Raw genomic sequence first — 22,550 nt, 5'->3', positions numbered from 1 at the left:
ATTCCCGCTTCTCATGGAACTTTTCAGGCAGAGCCGCAAAAAGCCCTGTGTGCGGAAACCTGTCAGGACCAAATCCCCTTGGCCTTCTGCAGATAGCGCGTCCGCTCCGCCAGCCCGTTGCGGCCGCCATTGATCAGCTTCGTCACGCGCTCGACATCGTCTGCATCAGCCGCCGGGTTGATCGCGCGTTCGGCCCAGTAGGCGAAAGCGACGCGCAGCGAGGTCTCGGGCTCCTTGGCCCGTTCGGGCTCGGCTTCCAGATCGAGGCCGAGCCGTTGTCCGAAGCGACGGTAATTCGCGCGCCCGGTCAGCTGGAAGATGCCGCGGCCATGATAGCGGATGCCGTCGCCGGCTTGTGTGTTGCCGAGGTCGCGGCGGCCCTCGTAGCGGATGAAATAGGCGGGGCCGCCATATTCCTCGAGCGTCCGGAAGCCGTCGGTCTCGTGTGCCGCCTGCGCCAGGAAATGGCAGATGCGCCGCGGCGTGGTGACGTCGTGGTCATCCGCCAGCTCGTCGAAGCGCTCGGCAATACCGGCCACGATCGCCGCACTGGCCGAGGGGGCAAGGCGCAGCAGGCGCTCGCGGGTGACCGTCAGCTCCGGCGCGGCTGCGTGGTCGAGGCCGATCCAGTTTCCGATGGCGCGCATCGACATGAAAATGCCCTCCCAGGGAAGGAGAGCATCATCACCGCTGTCGCGGGGCCGGGGATAAGATACCCGGCGGGAAGGGTCAGCCGCTGACGGCGGTGTATTCGGTCTCGATCGAGGAGGCATGCACCTCGTGATCGAAGCCGTAGATATGGATCGAGATCGCCTCGCCCGGCCCGAAATTGCGCATGCGGTGGATATTCGGACCCGAAGGCAGCATGCAGGCGACGTAGCCCGGCTTGCGCTCCTGCTCCTCGGTCTGCACGGCGCGATTGGCGTCGATGGCGCGATACCAGGTCTCGGTGACGGTGCCGGAGACGACGCCGAAGCAGCAGGAGCAATGATGGTCGTGGATCGAGGTGGCCGAGCCTTCGCCCCAGACGATCGCCCAGACGCTGACATTCTCGTCGCCGGCCAGGAGGTTGCGGCTATAGCAGCCGGCCTTGCGCTCCAGTGGCAGGCGCTGGATCAGGTCGGGCATGGCGACGAGCTCCTGCAGCACCTCGCGGGCGGCGCTCAGGTAGTCGCGCGTCATCGTGCCGGCATCGGTCCGCAGATTGCGCAGCACGGCCCCGCGCCGCTCTTCGCTGAGAAAACCCTGCATGCCATTCCCCTCTGGATCACTGGGGAAATGATAGGGCGCGAATGGGGGCAGCGGTTTGCGGAGTTGGAGAATTTTCATCTCCGATTGGAATCCCTTGCCCTTCATGTGATGATATGTGGAAATTTCTCTCCGCTTCATTCTTCAGGAAGGAAGCTGATTCTGAATTCGGTGGAGGGTCATGGCCAAGCTCGATGCTTTCGACCTGCGCATCCTGGCGCGGTTGCAGGAGGATGCGAGCCTGCCGCTCGCCGAACTCGCCGAGGCGGTCGGGCTGTCGTCCTCGCCCTGCTGGCGGCGGGTGCAGAAGCTGGAGGAGGGCGGCTATATCAAGCGCCGCGTCGCCCTGCTCGACCGCGAGAAGCTCAAGGCCGGCGTGACGGTCTTCATCGCGGTCAAGACGGCGCGCCATTCGATGGAGTGGCTGGAGCGCTTCCACCAGGCGGTGCACGACCTGCCCGAGATCGTCGATTTCTACCGGATGAGCGGCGAAATCGATTATCTGCTCAAGGCCTATGTCGCCGATATCGCGGCCTATGACGCGCTCTACAAGAAGCTGATCTCGCGCATCGACCTCAGCGACGTGACCTCGATGTTCGCGATGGAGGAACTGAAATCGACCTCGGCGATCCCGCTGGGTTTCGCGGGGGAGGGATGACCTGGGCGGCTTTACAGGAACTGGTGCTCCGTCATGGTCGGGCTTGTCCCGACCATCCACGTCTTCGCTGGACGAGCGCAATGTTCAAGGCGTGGATGCTCGCCACAAGGGCGAGCATGACGGCGAGGAGGCCCGGCCTCAGGCCTTCGTGACCTTCTGATAGTCCTTCACGTCCGAGAAGGTGATGTCGGGCGCGCGCTCGGCATCGTATTTCAGCGTGAACTGGCTGGACGCCATGAAGACCGGATCGCCGTCGAGATCGTCGGCCATGGCCGAGGGCTTGAGGCCGACGAATTTCTGCAGCGCGACCTTGTCGTCCGATGAGACCCAGCGGGCGATCGAGAACTGGCAGGGCTCGAAATCGACCGGCAGCGAGTATTCTGCGTCCATGCGCTCCTTGAGCACGTCGAGCTGGAGGGCGCCGACGACGCCGACGATGGCGGGCGCGCCGTCATGCGGCAGGAAGAGCTGGACGACGCCTTCCTCGGCCATCTGCTGCAGGGCTTCGCGCAGCTTCTTGGCCTTCATCGCATCCTTCAGCTTGACGCGGCGCAGGATTTCCGGGGCGAAGCTCGGCACGCCCTTGAAGACGATGTCTTCGCCCTCGGTCAGCGTGTCGCCGATGCGCAGCGTGCCGTGGTTGGGCAGGCCGACGATGTCGCCGGCGAAGGCCTCCTCGGCGATCGAGCGGTCGCGGGCGAAGAAGAATTGCGGCGCGTTGAGCGGCATCGGCTTGCCGGTGCGAACGAGCTTCGCCTTCATGCCGCGCGTCAACTTGCCCGAGCAGATGCGCATGAAGGCGATGCGGTCGCGATGGTTTGGGTCCATGTTCGCCTGGATCTTGAAGACGAAGCCGGTCATCTTCGGCTCATCCGCCTCGATCGGGCGCTTGTCGGCGAGTTGCGCGCGCGGGCTCGGGGCATAGGCGCCGAGCGCATCGATCAGGTCGCGCACGCCATAGTCGCGCAAAGCCGCGCCGAAATAGAGCGGGGTCAGATGGCCCTCGCGGAAGGCCTGAAGATCGAACGGCTTCAGGCCCTCGGCCGCGAGGAAGACCTCCTCGCGCCAGGTCTCGGCGGCGCCATGCGGCAGCAATTCGTCGAAGAGCGGATCGTCCCAGCCGGAGACCTGGCGGTCCTCGGCGCGCTCGTCGCCCTTCTGGTTGCGGCGGAAGGTATTGGCCTTGAGATCGTAGGTGCCGACGAATTCGCGGCCGCGGCCGACCGGCCAGGTCATCGGCGCGACGTCGAGCGCGAGCGTGGTCTCGATCTCGTTGATCAGGTCGAAAGGATCGCGCGTCTCGCGGTCGACCTTGTTGATGAAGGTGACGATCGGGATGTCTCTGAGACGGCAGACCTCGAACAGCTTCTTGGTGCGATCCTCGATGCCCTTGGCGGCGTCGATCACCATGACGGCGGCATCGACGGCGGTCAGCGTGCGGTAGGTGTCTTCCGAGAAGTCTTCGTGGCCGGGCGTGTCGAGCAGGTTGAAGACGTGGCCGCCATATTCGAAGGTCATCACCGAGGTGACGACCGAGATGCCGCGCTGGCGCTCGATCTTCATCCAGTCCGAGGAGGTCTGGCGGCGGCCCTGCTTGGCGCGCACTTCGCCGGCGAGCTGAATGGCGCCGCCGAAATAGAGCAGCTTCTCGGTCAGCGTCGTCTTGCCCGCGTCCGGGTGCGAGATGATGGCGAAGGTGCGCCGGCGCGCATGCGGCGCCTCGGCCACCGGGGCCTGAAGGGTCGAAAGATCGGTCATGGCCGGTGTGAAGACAGGATGAGGCGGGGGAAGTCAATCATTCTCGGCTTGCGCGCCGGGCAACACGCGCAATCACGCCCCGCTCACGGTTCCGTGAGCATTGCCGACCGGTTTGTGAGCGGAACAACCGCCATTCCCGCCGCATTCTCCGATCCGACTTCCGTCGTACGACTCCATGCCAGCCGAGGGGGACTGAATGCCCGCAGCCGCGAAGGCCGAGCCGCAGCCGACCTTGTCCGTTTTCGATGCCGTGACGATCATGGTCGGCATCGTCGTCGGGATCGGGATCTTCAAGACGCCGGCGATCGTCGCGGCCAATGCCGGCAGTGAAGCCGCCTTCATCGGGGTCTGGATTGCGGGTGGCATCGTCACGCTGATCGGCGCGCTCTGCTATGCCGAGCTTGCCGCCGCCCACCCCCATGCCGGCGGCGAATATCATTTCCTGACCCGCGCCTATGGCCGGCCGGTCGCAATGCTGTTCGGCTGGGCGCGCGGGACCGTGATCCAGACCGGCGCCATCGCGGCCGTCGCCTTCGTGCTTGGCGACTACGCGGCGCAGATCGCGCCGATCGGACCGATGGGACCGGCGATCTATGCGGGGCTCTCCATCGTGGCTCTCACCGCGCTCAATGTCATCGGCACGACCCAGAGCAAGACGATGCAGATCGTGATGACCTTCGTCGAGGTCGGTGCGCTCGGGGCGATCATCCTGCTCGGGCTGTTCGGCGGCGGGGAGGCGCCGGTGCAGGCGGCCGCGCCCGCGCCGGCATCGGCGGCGATCGGGCTCGCCATGGTCTTCGTGCTCCTGACCTATGGCGGCTGGTCGGAAGCGTCCTATCTCTCGGGCGAGCTCAAGGACCCCGCTCGCAACATGGTGAAGGTGCTGACGATCGGCACGCTGATCCTGATCGCCATCTATGTGCTCGCCAATCTGGCGCTGCTCGCGATCCTCGGCCTCGACGGCTTGCGCAGTTCGGAGGCGGTCGCCGCCGACATGATGCGGCGTGTCGCAGGTGAGCCGGGCGCGCTGATCGTCAGCCTCGCGATCGTCGTCGCGGCGCTCTCGACCCTGAACGCCACGATCTTCACCGGCGCGCGCGTCTATTTCGCGATGGCGCGGGACCTCACCTTGCTGCCGCGCGTCGGGGAATGGGACGAGCGCGGGCGGGCTCCGGCCAATGGCCTCCTGCTGCAAGGCGCCGTCGCCATGCTGCTCGTTGGGCTGGGCGCGGCGAGCCGCGACGGCTTCCAGGCGATGGTCGATTACAGCGCGCCGGTGTTCTGGGCCTTCCTGCTGCTGGTGGGGCTCGCCCTGCCGATCCTGCGCTGGCGCGAGCCCGGCCGGGCGCTGCCCTTCAAGGTGCCGCTCTATCCGCTGACGCCGGCCCTGTTCTGCCTCGCTTGCGCCTACATGCTGCATGCGAGCCTTGCTTACACGGGCAAGGGCGCCCTCGTCGGCCTCGCCGTGGTGCTGGCCGGCCTGCCGCTGCTGCTGTTCCGCCGCCGGGAGCCCGAAGCCGCCTTGCCCGCAGATGCCGCGCCTGCCCCGCTGAAGTAACGACCGCCTGACAGGAGAGACATGATGAAGATCGTTCGCATCCTCACTGCCGCTTGCGCCATCGGCCTGCTGGCGCCGCTGGCCGTCCAGGCCCAGCCCGTCCAGGCGACGAAGGACCCGAGCGCCGTCCCCGATTACGTGCCGCGTTCGGGCCAGCCCGGCAAGGATGTCGTCTGGGTGCCGACCCAGCAAATTCTGATCGATCGCATGTTCCAGATGGCCAGGCTGACCAAGGACGACTACCTGATCGATCTCGGCTCGGGCGACGGACGCACCGTGATCTCGGCGGCCAAGCGCGGCGTGCGCGCGCTGGGCATCGAATACAATCCCGATCTGGTGACGCTGTCGAAGCGTACCGCGGAGGCCGAGGGCGTGACCGACAAGGCGCGCTTCGTCGAGGGCGACATCTTCGAGACCAATTTCTCCGATGCGACGGTGCTGACGCTGTTCCTGCTGCCGGAGCTCAATCTCAAGCTGCGGCCGACGATCCTGAACATGAAGCCGGGGACCCGCGTCGTCTCCAACACCTTCATGATGGATGATTGGGAGCCGGATGAGACCGCGGTCGTCGCCGAGAACTGCTCGAGCTATTGCCGCGCCTATCACTGGGTCGTCCCGGCCAAGGTGGCGGGCACCTGGCGCCTCGGCGATGGCGAGCTGAAGCTGGCGCAGAGTTTCCAGAAGCTCTCGGGGACTCTGACGGTCGCGGGCAAGGCGCAGCCGATCGCGGAAGCCCGGATGAAGGGCGGAGAGATCAGCTTCACGGCCGGCGGGCGCAGCTATACCGGGCGCGTCGAGAACGACCGCATGACCGGCAGCAGCGAAGCGGCCGGCGCCAAGCTGGACTGGCAGGCGATGCGCTCCAGCAGCTGAAGGAGCGCGAGGCGGGACTGCCGGCTCAGTTCTTGAGCCGGTAGCCCGTCTTGAAGATCCAGCCGACGGTGGCGATGCAGGCGGCGAGGAAGAACAAGGTCATGCCCAGGCTGACGGCGAGGCTGACATCGGCGAGCCCGTAGAAGCTCCAGCGGAAGCCGCTGATCAGGTAGACCACCGGGTTGAACAGCGTCACCGTCTGCCAGAAGGGCGGCAGCATCGAGATCGAGTAGAAGGACCCGCCGAGGAAGGCCAGCGGCGTCACGATCAGCAGCGGGATGACCTGCAATTTCTCGAAGCCGTCGGCCCAGATGCCGATGATGAAGCCGAACAGGCTGAAGGTCGTCGCCGTCAGCACGAGGAAGAGCAGCATCATCGCCGGATGCTCGATCCTGAGCGGCACGAAGAAGGCGGCCGTCAGCAGGATGATGAGCCCGAGCAGGATCGACTTGGTCGCGGCGGCGCCGACATAGGCGATCACGGCCTCCCACCAGGCGACGGGGGCGGAGAGCAATTCGTAGATCGTGCCGGTGAATTTCGGGAAATAGATCGCGAAGGAGGCGTTCGCGATGCTCTGCGTCAGGAGCGAGAGCATGATCAGGCCGGGCACGATGAAGGCGCCATAGGGCACGCCCTCGACCGATTGCATGCGCGAGCCGATCGCGCCGCCGAAGACGATGAAATAGAGCGAGGTCGAGAGCACGGGCGAGACGATGCTCTGGAGCGGGGTGCGCCAGGTGCGGGCCATCTCGAAGCGGTAGATCGCGGCGATGGCGTGCAGGTTCAGGCCGGTCATCAGCGGCGCTCCTTGACCAGGCTGACGAAGATGTCCTCGAGCGAGCTCTGGCTGGTGCTGAGGTCGCGGAAGCGGATGCCGGCCTCGGCGAGGCCCTGCAGCAAGGTGGTGATGCCGGTGCGCTCGGCCTGGGTATCGTAGGTGTAGACGATCTCGTCGCCGGCGGTGGAAAGCCTGAGGTCGAAGCTCGCCAGCGCCTCCGGCACCGCCGCGATCGGCTGCTGGAGCTGGAGCGAAAGCTGCTTCTTGCCGAGCTTGCGCATCAGCTCGGCCTTCTCCTCGACCAGGATGATCTCGCCCTTGGAGATGACGCCGACGCGGTCTGCCATCTCCTCGGCCTCTTCGATGTAGTGGGTTGTCAGGATGATGGTGACGCCCTCGTCGCGAAGGCGGCGGACCATGCGCCACATGTCCTGGCGGAGCTCGACATCGACGCCGGCGGTCGGCTCGTCGAGGAAGAGGATACGCGGCTCGTGCGAGAGCGCCTTGGCGATCATGACGCGCCGCTTCATGCCGCCCGAGAGCATGCGGATCTGGCTGTCCTTCTTCTCCCAGAGCGAGAGGTCTTTCAGGATGCGCTCGATCAGGGCGGGATCGCGCGGCTTGCCGAAAAGACCGCGGCTGAAATTCACGGTCGACCACACCGTCTCGAAGGCGTCGGTCGTCAGTTCCTGCGGCACGAGGCCGATCGCCGAGCGGGCGGCGCGATAGTCCGTGAGGATGTCGTGCCCGTCGGCCGTGACCGTGCCGGTGCTCGGCCGGACGAGACCGCAGATGATGCTGATCAGCGTGGTCTTGCCGGCGCCGTTGGGGCCGAGCAAGGCGAAGATCTCGCCGCGCCGGATGGCGAGATCGACCGATTTCAGCGCGCTGAAGCCGGAGGCGTAGGTCTTGGAGAGGCCGGAGACCGAGATGATCGGCGAGGTCGTGTCTGACATGGGCGGCATATAGGGCAGCCGTTGCGTGGTTGCGATGGCAGGGTCATGCCCGGAAAGCATGATCGCCTGTCAGTTCATGGCGGGAAGCGTACCCAAACGAAAAGGCCGGGCGCAGGGCCCGGCCTTCTCCACGCGACGCAACCGGACGCTACTTCATGAAGAACCACAACAGGATGATGACCGGGATCGGAACGCCCACGAGCCACAGAATGATCGAACGCATGTGTCAGCCCCCAATTCGGAACGATGATGCCGTGGCAACGCCCGTCCGAGGGAGAAAGTTCCTGCCCGCGGGCCGTCAGGCTGCGCTGAAAGCCTCCGCACTCGGATGCCATTGCGGGCGATAGCCCTGCTCCAGCGCGGCGAGCGTGGCAGGGGGCGTGAGCACGGTCACGGTGCCTGTCGGGCGCTTTTGTCGCTCGACATAACCTCCGGGCGACCAGAGCAGAGCGGAGGCTCCGCGCAGCGCCAGGAAAGCTGCGCCATCCTCCGATCGCAGCATCGCGCCATCGGGCAATCGCTCCGCCGGCAGCCGGCGCGTGCGCTTCATCCGGCCGTCGCGACGGTCGGCATCAAGGATGCGGTCGAGATCGGGAAAGAGCGGCGTCTCGGGCAGGCCGAGGCCTCGCACCAGCGCCTCGCGATAGGCGAGCGCATCCGGGCGCCGGCATTCCATGCAGGGGCGATGGCCCGCCGCGAGCGCCGTCACCTCGTCGCAGAAGAACAGCTCGGTGTAGCCGCGGCCCCAGACCTTGCGCTTGCGGCCCTTGAAGGAGAGCACGCAGCAAAGCCAGTGATGCGTCGCCTGAAGCCGGCTAGGCACCTCATGCGTCGACGGATCGTGAAAGCGGCCGCCACGGTTGCCATAGAACGTGCCGCGCGCCGGATCGGCGAAGAGCGTGCCATCGGGCCTGACGCGATTGGGAAGGGGCATGGGATGGCTCGCCGAGCTTGATCGTCGTCAGCATCCGGGCCGGGCGCGACAAGCGATGGCAGCAGCGCCGGCCCCTGCGACGTCGCAGCGTGTTGGCGCATCGGATGACCTAAGGCAAGCTGGCTTCGTCCAGGGCGGGGGCGGCAATGGAAGACGCGGGTCATGCTAATGCGATTCAGGTGCCACAGCCGGCGCCGTCGCGGCTGATCGCCCATCCCGATCGCGGCCTGATCCTGGGCGAGGTCCATGCCCGCCCTTTCGCACCAATGGCGACGCCGAGCCGCGTCCTGCATTTCGCCTTCCTGACCGATGCCGAGCAGGCTGCGGCGGATCGCGCTGCGCTGGCGCGCTTCTGTGCCGAGCGCGGCGTCGCCGGGCCATCGGAGGGAGCGAAGCATCATCGCGCCCGGCTCAACGACACCGGCCTGCGCTGGGAGCAGCATAGCGAATTCACCACCTATAGCTGGGAGCTGCCGGCGAATGGCGGCCAGCCCTTCGAGCCGCCGCCCGCGATGCTGCCGCAGCCGATGCTCGAATTGCCGCAGCCGGGGCCGCATCTGGTCTCGGTCGACCTGCATCTGGTCGTCGAGCGGCCGACCGAGGCCTTCGACCGGCTGTTCGATGCGTCCAGCCTCGCAGTGGTCTCGGTGGATGGCGGCGCGGCGATGGCGGCGACGGATTTCCGGGCCTGTGCCGACGGGTTCGTGCGCATCCTGGTGCGGGACCGCTCGCTGACGCCGGCGCAGGCGGGGGCGCTCGCGCAGCGGCTGCTGGAGATCGAGACCTATCGGACGCTGGCTTTGCTCGGCCTGCCGGAGGCCCATCGCATCGCGCCTTTCGTGAAATCGACGGAGGAGGCGCTGGTGCGGATCGCCAGCACGATGACGCGGACCGACGGGCTCGCCGCCGACAATGCCCTGCTCGACGAGATGACCGCGCTCGCGGCGCGGCTCCAGGCGGAAGCGACCGTCGCCGGCTACCGTTTCGGCGCCAGCCGTGCCTATAGCGACATCGTACAGCAGCGCCTGGCCGCGATCGGCGAGCAACCGCATGAGGGCTGGCCGACGATCTCCGCCTTCCTGTCGCGGCGGATGGCGCCGGCGATGCGGACCTGCCAGATGCTGGTCGGGCGGCTGGCCGATCTCTCGCGTAATCTGGGGCGGGCTTCCAACCTCTTGCGCACCCGCGTCGATGTCGCGCTGGAGCAGCAGAACCGCGACCTGCTTGCGGCCATGAACGAGCGCACGCGGCTGCAGTTGCGGCTGCAGCATACGGTCGAGGGCCTGTCGGTCGCGGCCATCGCCTATTACGTCGTCAGCCTGTTCGGCTATCTCGCCAAGGGCGCCAAGGAAGCCGGCTGGCCGATGCCGGATACCGGCATCGCGATGGCGCTGTTCGTGCCGGTGGCGCTGGCCGGAGTGTGGCTTGCGGTCAGGCGCATCCGGCGCGGACACCACGAGAACTGAGCAAGGACTGAAGAGGCACGGGCGATTTTCTGCGATCCCGTCAGTAGAGCCTTAACGCTAGAAGCAAGCCGGCGCCGGTCCCTAAGGCATTTGAAGTAATTTCGGCTGCATCCCGGTGGCGACGAAGCCATGCGGAGCCGGCAAGCGCCACCATGAATGCCTATCTTCCCCTGATCCTGTTCACGGTGCTGACGAACGCGGCCGCGCAACTGATGCTGAAGCGCGGCATGACCGGCGTCGGTTCGCTCGATGTCGCCGGTGACGGGCTGATCGCCACGGTGTTCCGCGTCGTCTTCAATCCCTTCGTCTTCGCGGGCCTGTGCACCTTCGTCATCAGCATGGCCTCGCACCTGATCGTGCTCTCCAAAGTGCAGATCAGCTACGCCTACCCGTTCCTGAGCCTCGCCTATGTCGTGGTCGCGGCTTACGCCTATTTCGTCTTCCACGAGGACCTAAGCGCGATGCGCATCGCCGGCATCGGCTTCATCGTCCTCGGCACCATCTTCATCGCACAAAGCTGAGGGAAACATGGACCTGATCGTACGCCTGTTCCTGCGCCTCGGCGCCCTACTCGAGCCGCCGGTCGTGCCGCAGCCGGTGCCGGTGCGCAACCGCCATCCCCGCCTGCCCGTCGACCGGAGGTGACGCGATGAAGCACATCATCATCGGCGGCGACGGCTTCGTCGGCTCGCATCTGGCGGCTGATCTCTCCGCCATGGGCGAGGAGGTGCTGGTCGCGGACATTCACCAGAGCGGCCACGCGCATTACGCCAAGGTGCCGTTCCTGAAGATCGACGTGACGCAGGCCGAGAGCGTGGACACGATCCCGCTGGCGCCGGAAGACCTCGTCTACAATCTCTCGGCCAAGATGCTCTCGCCGATCGTGACCCGGGCCGAGCGGCATGAGTTCTTCTGGCCGGTGAACTATCACGGCACGCAGTACATCCTGTCGTGGATGGAGAAGAACGGCGCCAACCGGCTCGTCCATTTCACCACCGACATGATCTACGGCCATTCGGTGACGGTGCCGCAGGACGAGACGCATCCGGCCCATCCGCTCGGCGAATACGGCGAGAGCAAGCTTGCGACCGAGCGCCTTGCCGAGGAATACCGCGCCAAGGGCTTCCGCATCCCGATCTTCCGGCCGCGCCTGATCATCGGGCCGGGGCGACTCGGTATCCTCGTCAAGCTGTTCAAGCTGATCGACATGAACCTGCCGGTGCCGATGATCGGCTCAGGTAAGAACCCCTACCAGTTCATCTCGGTCTTCGACTGCGCCAGCGCCTGCGTCGCGGCCTGGAAGGCGGGCTTCCCGAACGAGGCCTATAATCTCGGCTCTGACGATCCGCCGCCGGTGCGCAAGCTGCTCGGCGACCTGATCAAGCATGCCGGCTCGAAATCGATCCTGCTGCCGACACCGGCCTCGCTGGTGAAGCTGACGCTGGACACGCTGGACGCGATCAACCTGCCGATCATGGACCCCGAGCAGTACAAGATCGCCGACGAGATCTGCATCCTCGACACCTCCAAGGCCAAGCGCGAACTCGGCTGGGCGCCGCAATACCGCGACGAGGACATGCTGCTTGCCGCCTATACCGAATACCGCAAGGCCAAGGATGGCCCGAAACAGGCTGAGAGGAGCCTCGCCGCATGAGCATGCCCGCCTTCAAGCCTGAGGATGCCCCGATGACCGCCGCCCGGCCGCAACTGATCAGCGTGGAAGCCGCCAAGCAGCTCGACGCCGCGCAGGTGAAGGAGCTCTTCGCAGCCCATATCAACCCCGGCCAGCTCCACTTCCTGAAGCTGCTCGGCTTCGACAAGATCCTCGTCGATCGCGCCGAGGGCATGCACTACATCACCAGGGACGGCCGCAAGATCCTCGATTTCTTCGGCGGTTTCTGCTCGGTCGCCTTCGGCCACAATCATCCGCGCATCGTTGCGGCCCGGCAGAAGTTCCAGGACGAGAACCGCCATGAGATCTGCATGGCCTTCATGTCGCAATATGCCTCGGCGCTGGCGAAGAACCTCGCCACCATCGCTCCGGGCGATCTCGACATGGTCTTCCTCGGCTCGACCGGCTCGGAGGCGATGGAGGCGGCGCTGAAGGTCGCCGAGCAGGCGCAGGGTCCGGAGAAGTCCAAGATCCTGCACGCTGCGAACTCGTTCCACGGCAAGACCAAGGGCGTGCTCTCGGTCACGGATTCGACGCTCTACCAGTCGCAGTTCAAGCTGGTCGAGAACCGGGTCAAGGTGCCCTTCGGCGACATCAACGCGGTCCGGCAGGCGCTGGAGAGCGACCCGTCGATCGGCATCGTCGTGATGGAGACGATCCAGGGCGGTGGCGGCATCGTCGAGGCGCCCGAGGGCTTCTGGCGCGAATTGCGCGCGCTCTGCGACAAGCATGGCGTGCTCTGGGTCGCCGACGAGGTGCAGTGCGGGCTCGGCCGCACCGGCCAGTTCTTCGCCTTCGAGCGGGACGGGGTGGTGCCGGACGTCACCGCACTCGCCAAGGCGCTCGGCGGCTCCAAGGCCGCGATGGGCGCGATGATCGCGCGGCGCGAAATCTACATGAAGGCCTATGGCAAGCCGAAGAGCGCGCTGATCCATGCGCAAGCCACCTTCGGCGGCATGGGCGAGGCCTGCGTTTCGTCGATCGAGGCCCTCAACGTCCTCTATGACGAGGACCTGATGGGCAATGCCCAGCGCCAGGGCGACTACCTGATCGAGAAGCTGAACGGCCTGCGCGCCAAGTACCCGACCCTGCTCAAGGAAATCCGCGGGCGCGGCCTGATGATCGGCGTCGAGTTCCAGGATATCAGCGAGACCATGCCCTTCGGGCTGAAGCACATGGTCGCGCTGCTCGACGACAAGCTGAAGGGCTCGCTCTGCGGCTTCGTCGGCGCGCTCCTGCTGAAGGAGCACGACGTGCTCGTCGCCTTCACCGAGTACAACCGCAACGTGATCCGGCTGGAGCCGCCATTGATCGTGACGCGCGAGCAGTGCGACCAGTTCCTCGCGGCCTTCGAGGATATCCTGTCGCGCGGCGTCACCGGCATCGTCACCGGCTATCTGCGCAAGGTCGCCGCCGCCAAGGGCTGAGCGGTTCGCTCTGCGACAACAAAAAAGAGGCCGGCGTAAGCCGGCCTTTTGAGTCAGGGGTCTCGAAACAGGGGTCTTCCAGAAAAGCTCAGTAGTAGCCGCACACCCGGCGGTAGCCGATGACGTTGCCCCAGCGGTCGAAGCGCTCGACCATGTCGCAGGAGCGGACGGGGCCATCGTAGTAGCCGTAGCCATAAGCGGGGCGGGTGGCGCCGGCGATGATGGCGCCCGCGGCGAGCGCGCCGACGACACCGGCTCCGGCGCCCCAGCCATAGCCCCGGTGCCAGCGCGGCCGCGCCTCGGCGCCGGAAGCCGCGAAGGTGGTGGCCAGGGTGAGGGCCGCGAGGGTCGCGGTCACGGTCTTGCGGAACGTCGTCATGCTCGTCTCCCGATCTCTGCGAGAGCGAAGGTTTCGCTCTTCATGCTCATTGGTCGCAGGCCGCGGCGGACGGGTTCAAAGGCGACGTGAGATTTTTTCAGAGCGGCTCGGATCGCCTGAAGCACAGGTGCGATCAGCCTGACGCCCGCCCATGGAAGCGCAGCAATTCCAGCCCTTCCGGGCTCGTCCAATCCGCTTCGCCGACGAGATAGCCGACGCTGCGCGCCTCGCGGTCGAGCAGATAGGTCATCGGCATGCCGTAGAGCGGGAAGGGCGTGGGCTTTGCCGATTTCGGGCCCGAGGCCACCATCCCTTCGGCATCGATGAAGGTCGTGAGATCGGCGAGGCCGAGCCGGTCGAGATAGGCTCTGACGGTCACCACGGATTTATCGAGCGAGACGGGGACGACGACGAAGGGCTCGCGGGCGGCTCTGGCCTGCAGCCGCCGCAGGATCGGCAGTTCGCGTCGGCAAGGCGGGCACCAGCTTGCCCAGAAATTCAGGAGCACCGCCTTGCCGCGATAGGCGGAGAGCGGGCGGGTCTTGCCGGCGAGGTCGGTGAGAACGAGGGAGCCCGCCTCTTCTGGCGGATCGATCTGGATGAATTGCGAGCTTGGTCCGGCGAAGCGCGGCGGCTGCCGGGCTGCGGCCGGCGTCGCGGCCAGCGGGGCAAGCAGGGTGAGGGCGAGGGCTTCGCGGCGTGTCGGCGAAAAAGTGGGATTCCGGGCCGATGCCGGCTGGTCTTTCTCAGGCGTCGTCATGAACCGCAGCTAGCAGCCCTGTAGGGGCCGGGGAACCGGTATCGTGCCCGCCTCACCGGGCCGTGATGCCGCAGCCCGCGATCATGGTGCCGTGACCCGCCGCCAGAAATCCGAGGAGAAGCCCGGATCGATATGAGCAGCGAAGTCGCGCCAGTGCGGGAAGGAGGCCGCGAATGTCGCTGAGGACATGCGGGCATCCTTGTAGGGATTCACCCGGCCGCCGGCGGCGATCGCGAGGCTGTCGAGGCGGGTCAGCAAGCGCTCTGTCCGCTCGCCGCGATTGGGGAAATCCAGCGTCAGCGTCGCGCCCGGCATGGGGAAGGACATCAGGCCGGGCGAGGGCTTGTCGCCGAAGAGCTTCAGCACCGTCAGGAAGGAGGCCTCGCCGGCAGCCAATGTCTGCCGCAGCATCTCCGCGACGGTCTCGGCCGCGTTCTCGGGCGGGATCGCGCATTGGAACTGGCGCAGGCCCTTCGGACCATAGGCCCGGTTCCAGTCATGGATGCGGTCGAGCGGATAGAAGAACGGCCGATAGGGCACGCGGCGTTCGATACCGTCGCGCGGCTGGCTGTTGCGGTAGAGCCAGTTGAACGCGCCGAGCGTCACGCGGTTGATCAACGGGATGGGTGGCTTCAGCGGAAAGGGCAGGGCGCGCGCCTGGCGAGGCGGCGGCTCATCGGACGCCGGGGCATGGTTGGCCCGGAAGAAGATGCCGCGGCCGAAATCGCGACCGCTGGCCAGCGAGTCGATCCAGGCCACCGTATAGTCATGCGTGGCGTCGGAGGCGTTGGCGATGTCGAAGAAGCCGTCGAGATTGCCGAAGGGCAGGACCTCCTGCGCCATCTCGGCCGAGGCGATCGGCATCAATTGGAGCGTCACCTGCGTCACCAGGCCGGTCAGGCCGAAGCCGCCGATGGTCGCGGCGAAGAGCTCGCCGTTCAGGTCCGGCGCACAGATCAGGCGCTGCCCGTCCGAGCGAACGAGCTCGAAGGCGCGGACATGGCTGCCGAAGGTGCCGGCGCTGTGATGGTTCTTGCCATGGACGTCGTTGGCGAGCGCGCCGCCGATGGTGACGAAAGCCGTGCCGGGCGTGACCGGCGGAAACCAGCCGGCGGGCACCACGATCTCAAGCAGGCGGTCGAGCATGAGGCCGGCGCCGCAGGTGATCAGGCCCGTCTCGCGGTCGAAGGCGAGGATGTCGTCGAGGCCGCGCGCGTCGATCAGCGTTCCGCCGTCATTGAGGCAGGAATCGCCATAGGAGCGCCCGTTGCCATAGGCGAGGAGCGGGCGGCGCGGGCGATGGGGCGCGTCGAGCCAGTCGCGGGCATCGACGATCGTGCTGCCGCGCGCTGCAAGCCCGCCCCAGGACCGGAAGTCCGTCAGGGGGGCGGTCACGGCAGGAATGTCGCCGCGACCATGATCAGGACCACGAGCAGCCCCATGAACTGGCTGCGCCAGTCGCGGATCATGAAGACCAGCGGATCATCCGGCATCTGGCCGCGACGGGCCAGGAACCAGATCCGGGCCATCTGGTAGAGGATGATCGGGCAGATCAGCCAGATCAGCTTCGGCTGGCTGTAGAGCTGCTTCACATTGGCGCTGTCGACATAGAGCGCCATGATCAGCGCGCAGGTGCAGCCCGAGGCCATGCCGAGTTGGGACAGGGCCTCGATATCCTCGGCGTGGTAGCCGCGCCCCGCCTTCTTCAGCCCGGACTGGTCCTGGGTCAGGCGCAGTTCGGCATAGCGCTTCACCAGCGCGAGGCTGAGGAAGAGGAACATCGCGAAGGCGAGCAGCCAGGACGAGACGGGAATCGCGGCGGCAGCGTTGCCAGCGAGGATGCGCAGCGTGTGCATGGCGGCAAGCCCGAGCACGTCGACCAAGAGCTTGCGCTTGAGGAAGAGCAGGTAGGCCAGCGCCAGGAAGAGATAGGCCAGCAGCGAGAGCAGGAAGGGCTGCGGCTGCGGGACGAGCAGCACCAGCGAGAAGGCTGCGACGAGCAGGATGGGCACGGCGGCATAGGCCTGTGCCGCGGTGATCTCGCCGGCGGCAAGCGGACGCTTGCACTTGGTCGGATGGCGCCGGTCAGCCTCGACATCCTTGATGTCGTTGAGGAGATAGATCGCGGAGGCGATGAGGCTGAAGGCGACGAAGGCGATCAGGCCGAGCCAGAGCGCGTTCGGATCGAATGCGTCGTGGTTGAGCAGGATCGGGACGAAGACGAGGCCGTTCTTGAGCCAGTGGTGCGGCCGCATCGCCCTGATCATAGCGGTCACAGACATCGTTCGACCCGTCTCCCCCAAGACATGGGCCGGCCTCCGCTGCGCGGAACCCGACCGCCGGCTCAACCGGCGCGGGCGTTATCGGACGAAGAATCCTAAGCGCGGGTGCATGTGACGTCGAAACGGGCAGTGATTTCAATGCCATGCTTAACGCCCGGCTTCCGCACTTCGCGAAAGCCGGAGGGGACGGCGCCCGGGACCGGGCACCGTCAGAGAGATGGCCGGCGCGGCTCAGACCTTGGCAGCGCTGGCGGCGGCGTCGATATTCGCGACCAACTCGGCATCGAGGCCGAGCGAGCCGGCGAGCCCGGCCAGGAAGTCCTTCTCGGCCGCGTTGTCCGGATTGATGGCGATGCGCGCCGCCGTGTAGATCTGCGCGGCGAGTTCCGGGCTCTCGGCCGCCTCGACCAGCGCGTCGATCGAAGCCGGCTTCGCCATTTCCTTCGCCAGCCACGCATGCGCCTCCTGCTCGAGGCCGGCCTCCTTCAGGCCGCCGAGGATGGCGCTCTGCTCTTCCGCATCGATATGGCCGTCGGCGGCGGCCGCCGCGATCATGGCGCGGATGAAGACGAGGGCGGTGGCCTCGGTCGCGGCCTGCGGCTCGAAGCCGGTACCGGCCGGCGCCGGCAGAACCTCCTGCTGGGTAGCGTTGAGCAGCGGCTTGCCGGCCTGATAATTCTGATAGGCCTTGTAAGCGAGGCCGCCGATCAGGGCGAGCCCGCCGAGCTTGGCCGCCGAACCGGCAACGGAGCGGCCGGTGCTGGTGCCGAAGACAAGGGCACCGAGGCCGCCGAGCACGGCGGTGGCGATCGCCGGATTGCTGTTGAACATGCCCTTGGCCTGCTCAATCAGCTGATCCGGCGTCCGGCCGCCGGTGACCCGGCCGAGCGCATCGCCGGCGCCCTGCTGCACACCTGTCTGGCGCGCTGCGTCGCCCAGCCCCTGCGTCGCCTGGGTCAGGATCTGCCCGGCGAGCCCGCCGAGGCCGCCCGAGCGCTGGACCTGATCGGCCAATCCGCCGAGCATGCCGCCGAGACCGCCTTGCTGCCCCGCCTGTCCGCCTGCCTGGCTGCCGGCGCTGATCAGGGCGTCGAGCAGGGATTTGGCGTTGAACATGTCGTTCCTCCTGTTGGCGGCGCTCATGCCGCGCAGTCGAGTTTGATCAGCCGTATGAAAACGGCGTGACCAAGGCGCGATTTTGCACAGCTGCGCGCTTACGTCATCGGCAATGGCAGCACGCCGGGCTCCTTCAGGGTCTCCAGCGCGATCTCCGAGCGGACGCGGGCGACGCTTTCATGCGGCATCAGGGTTTCGTTGACGAGGCGTGCGAGCGCCTTGAGGTCGCCGACCGCGACCTTCAGCAGATAGTCCGCCTCGCCGGTCAGGGCGTGGGCTTCGAGGATCGCGGGCGTCAGGCGCACGAGATCGCGGAAGCGGCGGGCATTGTCGCGCGAATGCGTGTCGAGCGCGACATGGATGAAGACGATGACGCCGAGGCCGACGGCGGAGGGCTCCAGCGCGGCGCGATAGCCACGGATCACGCCCTCCTGCTCCAATCGCTGTCGCCGGCGCGAGACCTGGCTCGCCGAGAGACCGACCGTCTCGGCCAGGGCGGCGTTGGTCAGGGAGGCGTCGTTCTGGAGGGCGTCCAGAAGGCGCCAGTCGAGAGTGTCGAGCGTGGCCATGTCATGCATCCATGGAGCAATATGTGCACGAATAGTGCATTGAAATTTAGAAATAATGCAAGTTTGCACGCAACGCGCCTCGTAACTGCGCGATCATTGGCCATCCCGATGAGAGCAGACAGGAGGAATGCCAATGGGTCCGTTTCCGCACGATGCCGCCCCGCCCGCGATCTCGGCCGCCAACCCGATGGGCACCGACGGTTTCGAGTTCGTCGAATACGCCCATCCCGAGCCGGAGAAGCTCGGTGCTCTCTTCGAGACGATGGGCTTCACCAAGGTCGCACGCCACCGCTCGAAGCAGGTGACGCTCTACCGGCAGGGTGACGTCAATTTCGTCGTCAATGCAGAGCCCGATTCCTTCGCCCAGGCCTTCGCGGCCGAGCACGGTCCTTGCGCCTGCGCCATGGCCTTCCGCGTGGTCGATGCCAAGCACGCCTTCGAGCGGGCGGTATCGCTCGGCGCTGAGCCATATGAAAGCGCCATCGGGCCGGGCGAGCTCGCGATCCCCGCCGTGCGCGGCATTGGCGGCTCGCTGCTCTATTTCGTCGATCGCTACGGCGAGAAGGGCTCGATCTGGGATGTCGATTTCGAGTGGATCGGCGAGCGCGATCCGCATCCCGAGCAGGCCGGACTCTACTATCTCGACCACCTGACCCATAACGTCATCCGCGGGCGCATGGACCATTGGGCCGGCTGGTACGGCAACCTGTTCAATTTCCGCGAGATCCGCTTCTTCAATATCGAGGGCAAGCTGACCGGCCTGATCTCGCGGGCGCTGACCTCGCCCTGCGGCAAGATCCGCATCCCGATCAACGAGTCGCTCGACGACAAGAGCCAGATCGAGGAATACCTGCGCCAGTACAAGGGCGAGGGCATCCAGCATGTCGCGATGGGCTCGCGCGACATCTATGCCAGCGTCGAGGCCCTGCGCGGCAACGGCTTGCCCTTCATGCCGTCTCCGCCCGCGACCTATTACGAGAAGGTCGATGCCCGCGTGCCGAACCATGGCGAGCCGGTCGAGCGGCTCAAGGAGAACGGCATCCTGATCGACGGCGAGGGCGCGGTCGCGCTCGGCGAAAAGCAGGGCCGGATGAGCAAGGTGCTGCTGCAGATCTTCTCGGGCACGGTGCTCGGGCCGATCTTCTTCGAGTTCATCCAGCGCAAGGGCGATGACGGCTTCGGCGAGGGCAATTTCCGCGCGCTGTTCGAATCGATCGAGGAAGACCAGATTCGCCGGGGCGTGCTGAGCCCGGCCGCTGCGGAATAACCCAACGGACCGCATGGCCGGCTGAGCCGGCCATGCGGCTTATTGCGCCAGCTTGCGCATCATGAGCGGCGCGCCGACAGCGGGGTCCTTGCGCCACTGGCCGTTCTCGAAGACGAGATCGGTGCCGTGGCCGCGACGCGCGACCAGCGTCAGCCGCCCGCCGGCATAACGCCAGCCGACGGGGTCGAAGATCGTCAGCCCGGTATCCGGGCACATTCCTTCGAAAGCGGCGGGCTGGCGGCCATCGGCCGAGGCCGGCGACAGCACGAGGCGGCAGGCCTCGCGGTTCTGCTGGCGCATCAGGACATAGCGGCCCGGCAGGGTATTGGCGGCGGGCGCGGTCGTGGGATCGACGATAGTCACGCGCTGGGCCGCAGCCGCCGCGGGATTCTGTGCCGACTGAGGGGCGACGCGCGGGTGATCCTTCGACGCCAGCCGATAGGCCTTGCCGTCATTGCCCTTGCCGTCGAGCCCGGTCTCGAGCGTGCCCTTCTGGAAGCCGATGACCTCCTTGCCGGAGGCATCCATGAACTGGGGCTGCCCGCTGCTGGCCAAGGTCCAGGAGGCGGCGGTGTCGAGGATCGGCAGCGCGCGTCGGCAGGTTGCGGGAAAGCGGAGCTGACGGGCGTTGCCGGCGGCTTCTGCGCCCAGCGTGACGGTGCAACTGCGCGACGCTCCGGCGAGCTCAAGCTCCCAGGCGCCGAGCCAGCGGCGGATCGCGTCCGGTGCCTTGTCGGCGCCGCGTGGCAGCGGCGCCGTCTGGGCAGCCGCCGGCAGGGCGCCGGCGGCGAGGATCAACAGCGGCAGCAGCCGGCGGATCAGGCCTTTTTCCATGGGGTCTCCGACACGGGCGTCAGCGGGCCCTTGCCATCGAACCATGAAACCATGTTGTCGACCAGAAGCTGGCCCATCGCCTCGCGGGTATGGGCCGAGGCCGAGCCGACATGGGGCAGCAGCACGGCATGCTCGATCGCGATCAGCTCGGCCGGGACGCGCGGCTCGTCCTCGAACACGTCGAGGCCGGCGGAGAGGATGGTCCTCTCCTTGAGCGCCTTGATCAGCGCCTGCTCGTCGACGACGGTGCCGCGACCGACATTCACCAGGATGCCGTTGGGGCCGAGCGCCTTCAGCACCTCGGCATTGATGATGTGATGGGTCGAGGCGCCGCCCGGCGCGACCGAGATCAGGGTGTCGACATCGGCGGCCATGTCCACCAGCAAGGGGTAGTAGGGATAGGAGACGTCGGGCTGGCGCGAGCGGCCATGATAGACGACCGGCAGGCCGAAGGCCTCGACGCGCTGCGCCACCGCCTTGCCGATGCGGCCGAGGCCGACAATGCCGACCTTGCGCCCGCGCAGCGAGGTGGTGAGCGGATAATTGCCCTGCAGCCACTTGCCTTCGCGCAGGTAGCGATCGACCTGCGGAAGCTGGCGGACGGTGGCGATCAGCAGGCCCAGAGCGAGATCGGCGACCTCGTCGGTCAGGACATCGGGCGTGTTGGTGACGATGAGCCCACGGCGGCCGGCCTCGGCAGCGTCGACATGGTCGTAGCCGACGCCGAAGCTGGAGATGACCTCGAGCTTGGGCAGCGCGTCGAACAGCGCGCCGTCGACCCGGTTGTGGCCGCCGCCGGCGGCGACACCGCGCACGCGGTCCGCAACCTCTCGCAGCAGCGCGGCACGATCGGCCGCCTTCCAGAGTTCGTGGACGGTGAAGCGTGCCTTGAGCTGGTCGGCCGCATAGGCCATCAGCGGGCCGGTCATGACGATTTCGGGCTTGTTGGAGATTGTCATTGTCGGGCTGTCCGTCGGTGTGGTGGCGAAGGTCGTTGATTCGGCTGATCTGAATCGATTAAAATGAAATGACGCGGCCTGCCGGGCAGACATAGCCCCGCCGCCGCATGAGCGCTATCCGGTCACGCCTCGCCGATAGGAGCGAGGTGATCATTTAGTATGCTTTATTCTGGCGATTTTCCCAGTCTCCGTGGCGACATGCGTGCCGAGCGATGCCAGGGTCGTGTTCAGGCTGTCGATGACGAGGCCGGCCATGCGGGCCGAGGCGAGATCGCCGTCGCGGTCGATGATGGCGAGCAGGACATGCTCATGGTCGGGCAGGGACTCGATATAGGCGGCCTCGTCGCCGGTCTTCAGCAGCAACGACCATTGCAGCGTGGCGATGACCGCGCTGGAGAGGCATTGCAGGGCGGCATTCTGGCAGGCCGAGAAGATCGCTTCATGGAAGGCGAGATCGGCCCGGATCGTCGCCTCGGCATAGGGCGCGCCATCGGCCATGCCGCGATAAGCCGCCTCGATGCGGGCGATATCGGCCGAGGTGCGGCGCTGCGCGGCGAGGCGGGCCGCGCTGGGCTCGACGAAGCGGCGCAACTCGAAGAGATCGCGGATGAATTTCTCGTTCGGATCGGCCTCGAAATGCCAGGACAGGACATCGGGGTCGAGCAGGTTCCAGCGTTCGCGCGGCGCTGCGCGGGTGCCGCTCTTCGGGCGGGCTTCGACCAGCCCCTTGGCGGTGAGGATCTTGACTGCCTCGCGATAGGCCGTGCGCGAGACCGATATCTCGGAGCGCAGGTCGTCCTCGTTCGGCAGGACCTCGCCCGCCCGGACGCGCCCGGTGATGACCGCGACAGCGAGCTTCTGGGCGACTTGGCCGAAAAGCCGGTCCGGATTGAGCGTGGTCGGCCGCGAAAAGTCGCGTACCCGCATCGTTGGTGCCCCTCCCTCGGGCGCCTCCGGCCAGCCTGAAATTGCGGCATCCCGGAGGTCGTGGCGGCGCTTGACAGGCCCGCTTCTATCGTATGACTTTATCGCAGATTGGAACGGAGACAATCGCCG

Annotated in this window: 23 protein-coding genes; 8 read left to right on the top strand and 15 right to left on the bottom strand. The window is 66.6% G+C overall.

Annotated features, from left to right (window positions below; genetic code table 11):
• Positions 1–62 precede the first annotated feature (62 nt).
• Both WFK61_RS05575 and WFK61_RS05570 read right to left on the bottom strand, forming a co-directional pair.
• Entirely contained in the window at positions 63–653 is a 591-nt protein-coding gene (locus tag WFK61_RS05575) for a glycoside hydrolase family 19 protein (RefSeq protein ID WP_336810552.1), read from the bottom strand.
• Between the two features lie 76 nt (positions 654–729).
• On the bottom strand, positions 730–1,251 hold the full coding sequence (locus WFK61_RS05570; protein ID WP_336810551.1) for a cysteine dioxygenase: 522 nt from the start codon (positions 1,249–1,251) through the stop codon (positions 730–732).
• Between the two features lie 178 nt (positions 1,252–1,429).
• On the opposite strand from WFK61_RS05570, the gene WFK61_RS05565 reads away from it, so the two are divergent.
• Positions 1,430–1,906, top strand: coding sequence for an Lrp/AsnC family transcriptional regulator (locus WFK61_RS05565; protein ID WP_336810550.1), 477 nt, complete (start codon positions 1,430–1,432; stop codon positions 1,904–1,906).
• Between the two features lie 138 nt (positions 1,907–2,044).
• Here the strand turns inward: WFK61_RS05565 and WFK61_RS05560 are convergent, their stop codons facing one another.
• Complete coding sequence (locus WFK61_RS05560) at positions 2,045–3,664, bottom strand: peptide chain release factor 3 (protein ID WP_336810549.1); 1,620 nt, start codon at positions 3,662–3,664, stop codon at positions 2,045–2,047.
• Positions 3,665–3,860: 196 nt separating this feature from the next.
• Between WFK61_RS05560 and WFK61_RS05555 the strand changes: the two genes are divergently transcribed.
• Both WFK61_RS05555 and WFK61_RS05550 read left to right on the top strand, forming a co-directional pair.
• Positions 3,861–5,222 carry an APC family permease gene (locus tag WFK61_RS05555; RefSeq protein WP_336810548.1) on the top strand — a complete coding sequence of 454 codons (1,362 nt, stop codon included), beginning with the start codon at positions 3,861–3,863 and terminating at the stop codon, positions 5,220–5,222.
• 21 nt (positions 5,223–5,243) lie between these two features.
• Positions 5,244–6,095, top strand: coding sequence for a class I SAM-dependent methyltransferase (locus tag WFK61_RS05550; protein WP_336810547.1), 852 nt, complete (start codon positions 5,244–5,246; stop codon positions 6,093–6,095).
• Positions 6,096–6,120: 25 nt separating this feature from the next.
• Here the strand turns inward: WFK61_RS05550 and WFK61_RS05545 are convergent, their stop codons facing one another.
• The 3 genes from WFK61_RS05545 to WFK61_RS05535 all read right to left on the bottom strand — a co-directional run bounded on the left by WFK61_RS05545 (position 6,121) and on the right by WFK61_RS05535 (position 8,763).
• Positions 6,121–6,882 carry an ABC transporter permease gene (locus WFK61_RS05545; RefSeq protein WP_336810823.1) on the bottom strand — a complete coding sequence of 254 codons (762 nt, stop codon included), beginning with the start codon at positions 6,880–6,882 and terminating at the stop codon, positions 6,121–6,123.
• 8 nt (positions 6,883–6,890) lie between these two features.
• The gene (locus WFK61_RS05540; RefSeq protein WP_336810546.1) at positions 6,891–7,838 is read right to left on the bottom strand and encodes an ABC transporter ATP-binding protein; all 948 of its coding nucleotides are present in this window, start codon (positions 7,836–7,838) and stop codon (positions 6,891–6,893) included.
• Positions 7,839–8,127: 289 nt separating this feature from the next.
• Positions 8,128–8,763: a hypothetical protein gene (locus WFK61_RS05535; protein ID WP_336810545.1), complete on the bottom strand. Its 636-nt coding sequence runs from the start codon at positions 8,761–8,763 to the stop codon at positions 8,128–8,130.
• A 146-nt stretch (positions 8,764–8,909) separates the two neighbouring features.
• Here WFK61_RS05535 and WFK61_RS05530 point away from each other — a divergent pair, with 146 nt between their 5' ends.
• The 4 genes from WFK61_RS05530 to WFK61_RS05515 all read left to right on the top strand — a co-directional run bounded on the left by WFK61_RS05530 (position 8,910) and on the right by WFK61_RS05515 (position 13,328).
• A complete protein-coding gene (locus WFK61_RS05530) occupies positions 8,910–10,229 on the top strand; it encodes a DUF3422 family protein (RefSeq protein WP_442896266.1) in 1,320 nt (439 codons plus the stop codon).
• A 152-nt stretch (positions 10,230–10,381) separates the two neighbouring features.
• A complete protein-coding gene (locus WFK61_RS05525; RefSeq protein WP_306223020.1) occupies positions 10,382–10,750 on the top strand; it encodes a DMT family transporter in 369 nt (122 codons plus the stop codon).
• 128 nt (positions 10,751–10,878) lie between these two features.
• Positions 10,879–11,883, top strand: coding sequence for an NAD-dependent epimerase/dehydratase family protein (locus WFK61_RS05520; protein WP_336810543.1), 1,005 nt, complete (start codon positions 10,879–10,881; stop codon positions 11,881–11,883).
• The gene (locus WFK61_RS05515) at positions 11,880–13,328 is read left to right on the top strand and encodes an aspartate aminotransferase family protein (protein ID WP_336810542.1); all 1,449 of its coding nucleotides are present in this window, start codon (positions 11,880–11,882) and stop codon (positions 13,326–13,328) included. The genes WFK61_RS05520 and WFK61_RS05515 overlap by 4 nt, the downstream gene beginning before the upstream one ends.
• An 88-nt stretch (positions 13,329–13,416) precedes the next feature.
• On the opposite strand, the gene WFK61_RS05510 is transcribed toward WFK61_RS05515, so the two are convergent.
• The 6 genes from WFK61_RS05510 to WFK61_RS05485 all read right to left on the bottom strand — a co-directional run bounded on the left by WFK61_RS05510 (position 13,417) and on the right by WFK61_RS05485 (position 18,434).
• Complete coding sequence (locus tag WFK61_RS05510) at positions 13,417–13,707, bottom strand: hypothetical protein (RefSeq protein ID WP_336810541.1); 291 nt, start codon at positions 13,705–13,707, stop codon at positions 13,417–13,419.
• Between the two features lie 133 nt (positions 13,708–13,840).
• Positions 13,841–14,467, bottom strand: coding sequence for a TlpA family protein disulfide reductase (locus WFK61_RS05505; RefSeq protein WP_336810540.1), 627 nt, complete (start codon positions 14,465–14,467; stop codon positions 13,841–13,843).
• 81 nt (positions 14,468–14,548) lie between these two features.
• Positions 14,549–15,862: an FAD-binding oxidoreductase gene (locus tag WFK61_RS05500; RefSeq protein WP_336810539.1), complete on the bottom strand. Its 1,314-nt coding sequence runs from the start codon at positions 15,860–15,862 to the stop codon at positions 14,549–14,551.
• Positions 15,859–16,749, bottom strand: a complete 891-nt coding sequence (locus WFK61_RS05495; RefSeq protein ID WP_336810538.1) for a UbiA family prenyltransferase — start codon at positions 16,747–16,749, stop codon at positions 15,859–15,861. The genes WFK61_RS05500 and WFK61_RS05495 overlap by 4 nt, the downstream gene beginning before the upstream one ends.
• Before the next feature lie 231 nt (positions 16,750–16,980).
• Complete coding sequence (locus tag WFK61_RS05490) at positions 16,981–17,865, bottom strand: tellurite resistance TerB family protein (RefSeq protein WP_336810537.1); 885 nt, start codon at positions 17,863–17,865, stop codon at positions 16,981–16,983.
• Positions 17,866–17,963: 98 nt separating this feature from the next.
• Positions 17,964–18,434: an Lrp/AsnC family transcriptional regulator gene (locus WFK61_RS05485; protein WP_336810536.1), complete on the bottom strand. Its 471-nt coding sequence runs from the start codon at positions 18,432–18,434 to the stop codon at positions 17,964–17,966.
• A 133-nt stretch (positions 18,435–18,567) separates the two neighbouring features.
• Here WFK61_RS05485 and hppD point away from each other — a divergent pair, with 133 nt between their 5' ends.
• Positions 18,568–19,701, top strand: coding sequence for a 4-hydroxyphenylpyruvate dioxygenase (gene hppD / locus WFK61_RS05480; protein WP_336810535.1), 1,134 nt, complete (start codon positions 18,568–18,570; stop codon positions 19,699–19,701).
• Between the two features lie 39 nt (positions 19,702–19,740).
• On the opposite strand, the gene WFK61_RS05475 is transcribed toward hppD, so the two are convergent.
• From WFK61_RS05475 to WFK61_RS05465, 3 genes are all read right to left on the bottom strand, one after another.
• Positions 19,741–20,535, bottom strand: a complete 795-nt coding sequence (locus WFK61_RS05475) for an AprI/Inh family metalloprotease inhibitor (protein WP_336810534.1) — start codon at positions 20,533–20,535, stop codon at positions 19,741–19,743.
• Positions 20,520–21,494, bottom strand: a complete 975-nt coding sequence (locus tag WFK61_RS05470; protein WP_442896265.1) for a 2-hydroxyacid dehydrogenase — start codon at positions 21,492–21,494, stop codon at positions 20,520–20,522. Before WFK61_RS05470 ends, WFK61_RS05475 begins: the two co-directional genes overlap by 16 nt.
• A 150-nt stretch (positions 21,495–21,644) precedes the next feature.
• Positions 21,645–22,421: a FadR/GntR family transcriptional regulator gene (locus WFK61_RS05465; protein WP_336810533.1), complete on the bottom strand. Its 777-nt coding sequence runs from the start codon at positions 22,419–22,421 to the stop codon at positions 21,645–21,647.
• Positions 22,422–22,550 lie beyond the last annotated feature (129 nt).

Origin of the sequence: Allobosea sp. MMO-172, assembly GCF_037147855.1 — a bacterium.
Lineage (GTDB): Bacteria > Pseudomonadota > Alphaproteobacteria > Rhizobiales > Beijerinckiaceae > Allobosea.
Note: the sequence above shows the minus strand (reverse complement) of the source record. Positions and strands in the feature narration are given on the sequence as shown.